7 protein-coding genes are annotated in these 7,339 nt (G+C 57.7%); 4 read left to right on the forward strand and 3 right to left on the reverse strand.

Annotated features, from left to right (window positions below):
• The first annotated feature begins 292 nt into the window (after positions 1 to 292).
• Entirely contained in the window at positions 293 to 1,357 is a 1,065-nt protein-coding gene (locus AOQ71_RS10600; protein ID WP_083514106.1) for a YihY/virulence factor BrkB family protein, read from the forward strand.
• Positions 1,358 to 1,457: 100 nt separating this feature from the next.
• Here AOQ71_RS10600 and AOQ71_RS10605 read toward each other — a convergent pair whose 3' ends face one another.
• The 3 genes from AOQ71_RS10605 to AOQ71_RS10615 all read right to left on the reverse strand — a co-directional run bounded on the left by AOQ71_RS10605 (position 1,458) and on the right by AOQ71_RS10615 (position 5,085).
• Entirely contained in the window at positions 1,458 to 2,483 is a 1,026-nt protein-coding gene (locus tag AOQ71_RS10605; protein ID WP_057745586.1) for a glycosyltransferase family 4 protein, read from the reverse strand.
• A gap of 104 nt (positions 2,484 to 2,587) precedes the next feature.
• On the reverse strand, positions 2,588 to 4,207 hold the full coding sequence (locus AOQ71_RS10610) for an alpha-amylase family protein (RefSeq protein WP_057745589.1): 1,620 nt from the start codon (positions 4,205 to 4,207) through the stop codon (positions 2,588 to 2,590).
• A gap of 170 nt (positions 4,208 to 4,377) precedes the next feature.
• Positions 4,378 to 5,085, reverse strand: a complete 708-nt coding sequence (locus AOQ71_RS10615) for a replication/maintenance protein (RefSeq protein WP_057745592.1) — start codon at positions 5,083 to 5,085, stop codon at positions 4,378 to 4,380.
• A 376-nt stretch (positions 5,086 to 5,461) separates the two neighbouring features.
• Here AOQ71_RS10615 and AOQ71_RS10620 point away from each other — a divergent pair, with 376 nt between their 5' ends.
• The 3 genes from AOQ71_RS10620 (at position 5,462) to AOQ71_RS10630 (ending at position 7,287) form a co-directional block, all read left to right on the forward strand.
• A complete protein-coding gene (locus AOQ71_RS10620; protein ID WP_063958221.1) occupies positions 5,462 to 5,881 on the forward strand; it encodes a PRC-barrel domain-containing protein in 420 nt (139 codons plus the stop codon).
• 12 nt (positions 5,882 to 5,893) lie between these two features.
• Entirely contained in the window at positions 5,894 to 6,553 is a 660-nt protein-coding gene (locus AOQ71_RS10625; protein WP_057745598.1) for a hypothetical protein, read from the forward strand.
• 293 nt (positions 6,554 to 6,846) lie between these two features.
• Positions 6,847 to 7,287 (forward strand): Hsp20/alpha crystallin family protein, encoded by a 441-nt coding sequence (locus AOQ71_RS10630; RefSeq protein WP_245316833.1) that lies wholly within the window; start codon positions 6,847 to 6,849, stop codon positions 7,285 to 7,287.
• The last annotated feature ends 52 nt before the right edge of the window (positions 7,288 to 7,339 follow it).

Raw genomic sequence — 7,339 nt, forward strand, 5'->3', positions numbered from 1 at the left:
CAAGGCGCTCTTCCAATGATCGCGATTGCTTGAAGCGACGCCGCCGCTTGGACATAGCGCTCTCCCAGTATGCTTTGGCGCGAGCGCTGATGGTCGCCCTCATCACCGATGGTTGCCGCGGGCCGGGCGGCGATCTGGGAAACTAGTGAGTTTGTGACGCGGCTTCCCTGACAACTGTTAATTCCAGGCGACTACTATCGTCGCACCAGTTTGGCAAAGTGCAAAAGCCGACGACAGTGAACAAAAAAAGGAACACGCCCGGCCGTATGCGATTGGAGGTTCGGAGAGCGTCATGACGAATGTTGACACGGTTCCGGGCGGCCAAGAAGGCACGAGCCAGAACCAGATTCCCAACTCAAAAAAATCTCCCGAGGCGCCTCGGAGAGCCAACACGGACGTCGAATCAGAAGAAGATCGTGGCCGGCAGGCGACCTCGCCGTCGGAAATCCCCGCGAAGGGATGGAAGGACATCCTGCTGCGCGTCTTTTCCAACATCTCTAGACACCGCGTCCTCACCCTCGCAGCAGGCATGGCCTACTACAGCATACTTGCCATTTTTCCGGCGATTGCGGCGCTGGTCGCGATCTACGGACTCTTCTCCGATCCCATGACCATCGGCAAGCACCTCGATCAGCTTGGCGGCTTCCTACCTGGCGGGGCATTGGATATCGTGAGAGAGCAACTGACCCGGGTGGCGTCGAAAGGCTCCAACACGCTCGGCCTCACCTTCCTGATCGGGCTGGCAACATCTCTTTGGAGCGCCAATGCCGCCATGAAGTCGCTGTTCGACACGTTGAACATCGTTTACGGCGAAGACGAGAAGCGCGGGTTCTTCAAGCTGAATGCTGTTTCCCTGGGTTTTACGGTCAGCGGGATCGTGTTCATGATGGCGGCCTTAGGCTGCATCGTCGCTGTTCCAGTGATCCTCAATTATGTTGGTTTGTCCAACACCGGCGACCTTCTGATCCGCATCGGGAGGTGGCCAGCGATGTTTCTGTTACTCACGCTGGCCTTGGCCTTGATCTACCGCTACGGCCCCAGCCGAGAGGCGGCCCAATGGCGTTGGGTGACGTGGGGCAGCGCGATCGCGGCACTGCTTTGGCTCGCAGTATCCGGGTTATTCTCCTGGTATGTCGCGAGCTTCGGTAAATTCAACGAGACGTACGGTTCGCTTGGGGCTGTCATCGGCTTTATGACCTGGCTGTGGATCTCGGCCATCGTCATCCTTCTTGGCGCCGAGATCGATGCCGAGATGGAGCATCAGACCGCCCGCGACACAACCACGGGCCCGCCAACCAAGATCGGCGCCCGCGGGGCCCGGGTGGCCGACACGGTCGGCGAGGCACGAGGTCATTGAAGGTGGCGTTGCTCATCGAGCCGCCGTCCGGCTGTGCCATGCCGATAGCTGCACTCGCGACGATGCTGTCGAACAAAGCAGATACATAGAATGTCCAGCCTCACCGGGCCACGATGGCTCGATAGTGGCCCAAGTAATCCCGCGCCATCCGCTCCGCCGTGAAGCGCTCTTCGAAGCGCGTACGGACGCGCCGGCGATCGATTTGCCCAAGCCGCGCTACAGCCTGAACTGCTTCGTCCTCATTTTGGACGATGAAACCTGTCACGCCTTCCTCAATAATCTCGGGCACCGAACCGGACCGGTAGGCAATGACTGGCGTTCCGCAGGCCATCGCCTCAATCATCACCAATCCAAACGGCTCGGGCCACTTGATCGGGAAGAGCAAAGCAGCAGCTCCTGCAAGGAAAGGCTGTTTCGATTCGTCATCTACTTCGCCGACCAGCTGGATTTGTTTGCCGTCAATCCGAGGCTCTATCTTCTCTCTGAAATACCCTGTTTCGGCGCGAGGGACCTTTGCAGCAATTCGAAGCGGCATTCTTGCGGCGAGAGCGATGCGGATAGCATCTTCGGGGCCTTTTTCGGCGGTTAAGCGCCCGAGAAACGCCAGGTACGATCCGGCAGCCAATGAGGCGCGGAACTGGTCGATGGGCAGACCGTGATAAACCGTTCCACACCAGTTTGCGCTGGCGAGCGGGATGCGCTGATTATCGGAGATGGATACAAAACAAGCTTCTGGAAACTTGCTGGTCACGGCCGGCAATCCAGGCAGATCCAGCCGGCCGTGCATCGTCGTAAGGAATGGCACTCCCGCTCGTTTGAGGATGGGCAGATGTAGCCAATCGATGTGAGCGTGAATCACGTCGAACTGGCTAGCGCAATCGGATACGGCTTCCAGTTGGGCGGCCAAAGCCGCGTTCGGATCCGAGCGTGGTCGCCCAAGGCGAAGGGCTTTGGGCCAGACCGGAAAAAGCGTAGCTCGGGTCCTGGAATCGCCGCTCGCAAACAAAGTGACCTCATGCCCAAGCTCGACGAGTGCGTCCACCAGCCAGGCAACAACTCTTTCAGTTCCGCCATAGAGCCTTGGCGGGACGCTTTCGGCCAGGGGAGCAATCTGAGCTATCCTCATTGAAATACTCGAAACCGCGCTTGCGTCTCAGCGGCCTGAATTCGAACCGGCGGGCTCGTGAAAGCTACCGCGGAGCAGGTCGCCTCTGGCAGACAAGCGCACCATCATTCCATGCGAAACCAACGATATCCGTAGCCATCAAGTTCAAACTCATCATCCAGGTTGGCGTTTGATGGGTAAACGCGATTACCGAAGACGTCTATCAGCTTGCGTTCTTTCGAAAGACCCGTGACATGGACATTGCACTTAGCCTGCGACAAGTTGTGCAATGTGAACACCGATCGGCCCTCCCACGCGAATTGTTGGGTCAGAACTGTGGATTGATCGCTTTGCGGCAAACTCAAATCGCCCCACCCGATTTCCGGGCAAGACTGGCGGGTTTCGACCAGGCGTCGCAACCAATTGAAGAGCGAGTCCGGATCTCGTTGCTGGGCGACGGCATTGACCTTGGCCGGAGCGTATTCGACGTCATTGATGATGCGGTGCAGTAATCTGGCAGCCGGCGGAGAAGAAAACCCGCCATCTTCGTCATGGGTCCACTGCATGCACGTTCGCACCGGCCATCGCTCCGGAAGCGCGAGGTCATCACCCATACCGAGCTCGTCACCGTAATAGATGACCGGTGTGCCAGGCAAGCTGAAGAGCAGGCTGAAGGTGAGTTCGATGCGCCGGCGATCATTGCCAAGGATGCATGCGAGCCGCCGGCGAATCCCGCGGCCATAAAGTTGCATCTTTCGAACTGGAGCAAAGGCGGCGTAGACTTCCTCACGCTCTTCGGGCGCCAACCGCCCGAGATCAAGTTCATCGTGATTGCGCAAGAACTGGGCCCACTGAGCGAATGGTGGCAGCCGAGGTAGCGCGGCCAGACACCTCTGCAGGGGTTCGGCGTTCTCGCGCGCAAGCGCTAGAAACAAATGCTGGTTCAACAAGAACGCGAACAGAAGGTGTATGCGCGATCCATCGCCGAAGTAATGGTCAAGTTCGGAAGGAGCAACATTAGCTTCCGCCAACAGGACGGCATCACCCTTGCGCCACGACAAAAAGTCGCGGAGTTCTCCAAAGAACTCGTATCGGTGTTTTGCTGGACGATCCGGGCGTATCTCCTCAACGACGAACGGTGCAGCGTCGATGCGGAATCCTGACACGCCGAGCTCCAGCCAAAAGCCGACTATTTTGAAAATCTCTTCACGGACGGCAGCGCAGGCGATGTTTAGATCAGGCTGATGCTGATAGAATCTATGATAGTACCAAGCGTGGGCAGAAAGATCGTAGGTCCATACACTCAGTTGAACCCCGGGAAAAACGACGCCCTCGGTGCTGTTCTCCGGCTCCGCATCTGACCAGATATAGTATTCGCGAAATGGTGATTTTGGATCGGTCCGCGCCTGCTGAAACCACGGATGCCGCTCCGAAGTATGATTGATTGGGAGGTCGATGATCAACCTCATGCCGCGCAGTCGCGCCTGATGGCTGAATTCGACGAAGTCGCCAAGCGTTCCGAGAGCTGGCGCTACATTGTAGTAGTCCGTCACATCATAACCATGATCGAGTCCTGGACTTGGATAGAATGGCAGCAGCCACAGGCAATTCACTCCTAGCTGAGCAATATGGTCAAGCTGCGCCACCAGTCCCTTGAAATCGCCGATGCCATCGCCGTTGCCATCTTTGTAAGTGGCCACGTTGAGGCTGTAGATTGCTGCGTTCTTGTACCAAAGGTCGAGCAACGGCCATCTTCCTTGTAGAATCACTCTTGCAGGACAACCGCGCTTACGTCCGCTTTATCGTCGTCGGCGACGCGCTACGAGAGGCTCGCCTCCAACTACCTTGCCTTGGTCCAATTGAGATTCGTCGAGCTATGTTGACCGCGCGGTATGAATCCACGCCATAAGCGCCGTTAGGCAGCGATCGTGTCAGAACCGGCGTTCGGATACCTTCTACCGATTTGATGCTCCAGTGCATCGCGATTCACAATACGGACTGTTCGAATCCCAATCAGGGCAATGACACCGCGCTGCTGCAGATCTGAAAACGCACGACACACAGTCTCCACGGAAACGGCGAGGTACTCGGCGAGATCATACCGCGTGATGGGAAGCCGTATGTCTCCCCGCTGGTCCCCATAGCGTTCCTCAAGCAGCAGCAGGAACGCACTTACTTTGTCCGCTGTCGTTACCCCCCCGAGGACGACGAGCTGCTGTCGGGTACGTTCTAACGATTGAAAGGTGATCTCTCTCAGTTCTCTTGCGAACTCGCGATCGCGCTCGCCGAGACCCTCAAGCCGCACTGCCGAATAGCCCGCGAGCACGGTCTCTTCCGTAATAGCCTCGATCGCTTCCTCTCTCTGGCTGTTCCCGACAAAGAAAAAATCCCGCACCAGCATCAGGTCCAGGATCTGCCGCCGTCCATCGGCGCGGATAGTTGAACATCGTGCGGCGCCGGCAATCACGTAGTACCAATGCCCAGTGGTGCCGTCGTCTTCCGGAACCTGCTGATCACGGCTCAATTTGACAATCGCCGCCGACCCATCGAGCCGCTTCAGCGCGTGCGGCTGTGCGGCGAGCATCCTTCGATAGTAGTCCGCTGGGTGGATTATCGGCTTCATCTCGTTGTCCTTTTTTTCAGCGCACTCGCGGTGGGAGAAACGATCCGCTCGCAGTCAATCAACTATCAGCAATACAACCTCGTAAACTTGGGAAGTTTTCGTACGTAGAAACACGTAACGGCGCTTGGGCCACATCGCACGGAAAGGCCCTCTGCTTTCTTCACAACGGATTACGGCACGATGGTTCCTACGACTTCGTGCCTCTCGCGGCATCGATCCAGGCGTATGCTGCCGCGAAGGCGCAGCCATGACGGTTGGACAATCAAGGCACTGAGCCCGGTGTCGATTAAGGGATCTGCGAAAATTGACAATGGTCAGCGCACCCCAGGTTCAAAGGGGGTACTCGCTATGTCACTAACTGTCACAGGAGCGAGACATGGAAGCAACCCTCCCCCGTCCTCTTTCAAAACTCATGATCAGCTTGGCGGCACTGGGCGGAATATTGGCCGTCCTCAGCAGCAATCCCGCCCTGCCGCAGGCTGGCGTAGCTCTCGTCAAGGTTGACCTAAACGTCGTCGCTCAGGGCTATCGCATGAGCAAGCTGATCGGCAGTACCGTTAGCAACGACAAGAATGAGAAGATCGGAAGCCTGGATGACGTGATTGCCGCCAAAGACAAGAAACAACTTGACTTCGCGATTCTGCAGGTCGGCGGCTTTCTCGGCGTAGGTGGCCATCTGGTCGCAGTCCCGTTTGATAGCCTCACCATCGATGACACCGGCAGCAAGATCACTCTTCCGGGCGCATCCAAGGAAGAGCTGAAGAAGCTATCGGAATTCCACTACCGATCCTCTTGACGGTGACATCCTATGTCGATGCCAAGATCCACCGACACGATCCTGGACCGGACCCGCACCCGCGAGGTGACTGCTGTGTTCCACTCGCGACGGGCGCTCGATGACGCGGCCCAGGATCTTCTTCTGTCAGGATTCGATCGCTCCGACATCGACATCAGCGCATCTCCCGATGAAGTGCAGCGACGGCTGAATTACGCTGTGATTCCTCCAGCCGATCTCGCCGACACGCCGACCGCGCCGAGACAGCCCTTCTTTGGTGCCGACGATTTGCTTGGTGTTGAAGCCGTCGCCAGTAGCGTTCTTGGTTGCATCGCAGCGGTTGGCTCCGCTCTTTTCCTGATAATCAAAGGCTATGAGGCTATGGCTGTCGCCATGTGGTCGATCCTGATCGGGATCTTCACAGGCGCCGTCGTCATAGTGCCCATCTACCGACTACTGCGGCGTGAGCGCGTCAGAGGCTTGGAGCCGGCTGCAGAATGGGATGGCCTCTTGATATGGGTTCGGGTTCGCGCACCTGAGAAGGAAGCTCAGGCCCAGGAGATTCTAATGCGGCATGGCGGGCAGGCCGTGCACGTTCATGAAATCGACCTGGAAAAGCGGCCGGAAGATCTGCCATTGCACTCACTTCGTCCGGATCCCTGGCTGGGTGACGAACGCCTCGGGCGGCCGTAACGAGGCCGCAACAAATGCTGCGCCCTCACTCCTCACTCCGTCCACAAAGATCATCTGCGGCGATTTTAACTCAACCCGGCTTCAAAAACTCAAGGAGAAAACTCGAGACGGAAGTTGACGGTCGTCATGGCTCGCTTGCTCGCCCCGGGTAGATTGCCCCTACCAGCGATGACGCAGCCGCGCCGAGAATGCCGCTCGCATAGCCCCTAGAATCTGTTGGATCTCAAACTTGGAAGGAGAAGCCAAAAATGAGGTTACGTTCACTGGTCCCATCTCGTGATGCAGGAATGCTGATGCGACCCGACTTCGGCCTGTTCGGCCTGCATCGGGAAATCGACCGCCTGTTCAGCGAGTTTTCGCAGGGCTTGATGCCGAACGGCCAGCAGCTCGTGCCGAGCATTGACATCGCGGAAACAGACAAGGCAATCGAAGTCACCGCCGAAATGCCGGGACTCGAGCGCAAGGACGTCGACATCTCCATCGAGGACGATACGCTCACCATTCGTGGCGAGAAGAAGGTGGAGCAGAGCACGGATGGCGGCAAGGACAAGAGCGACAAGAATGTCCAGCATAGCGAACGCAGCTACGGCATGTTCCTTCGCGTGCTGCAGCTGCCGCCCGGCATCGACCCCTCCTCCGTTCAGGCGACGATGGCCAACGGCGTCCTGAAGATCACGATTCCGAAGCCGGCAAAGCCCGAACCGAAAAGGATCGAGGTCAAGGAAGCTGCCTGACCGTCGACGCGGCGAGACGCCAGAGCCCGTTCTCTCCTCACAACACCGGCTC

Origin of the sequence: Bradyrhizobium manausense (genome assembly GCF_001440035.1) — a bacterium.
Classification (GTDB): Bacteria; Pseudomonadota; Alphaproteobacteria; order Rhizobiales; family Xanthobacteraceae; genus Bradyrhizobium; species Bradyrhizobium manausense.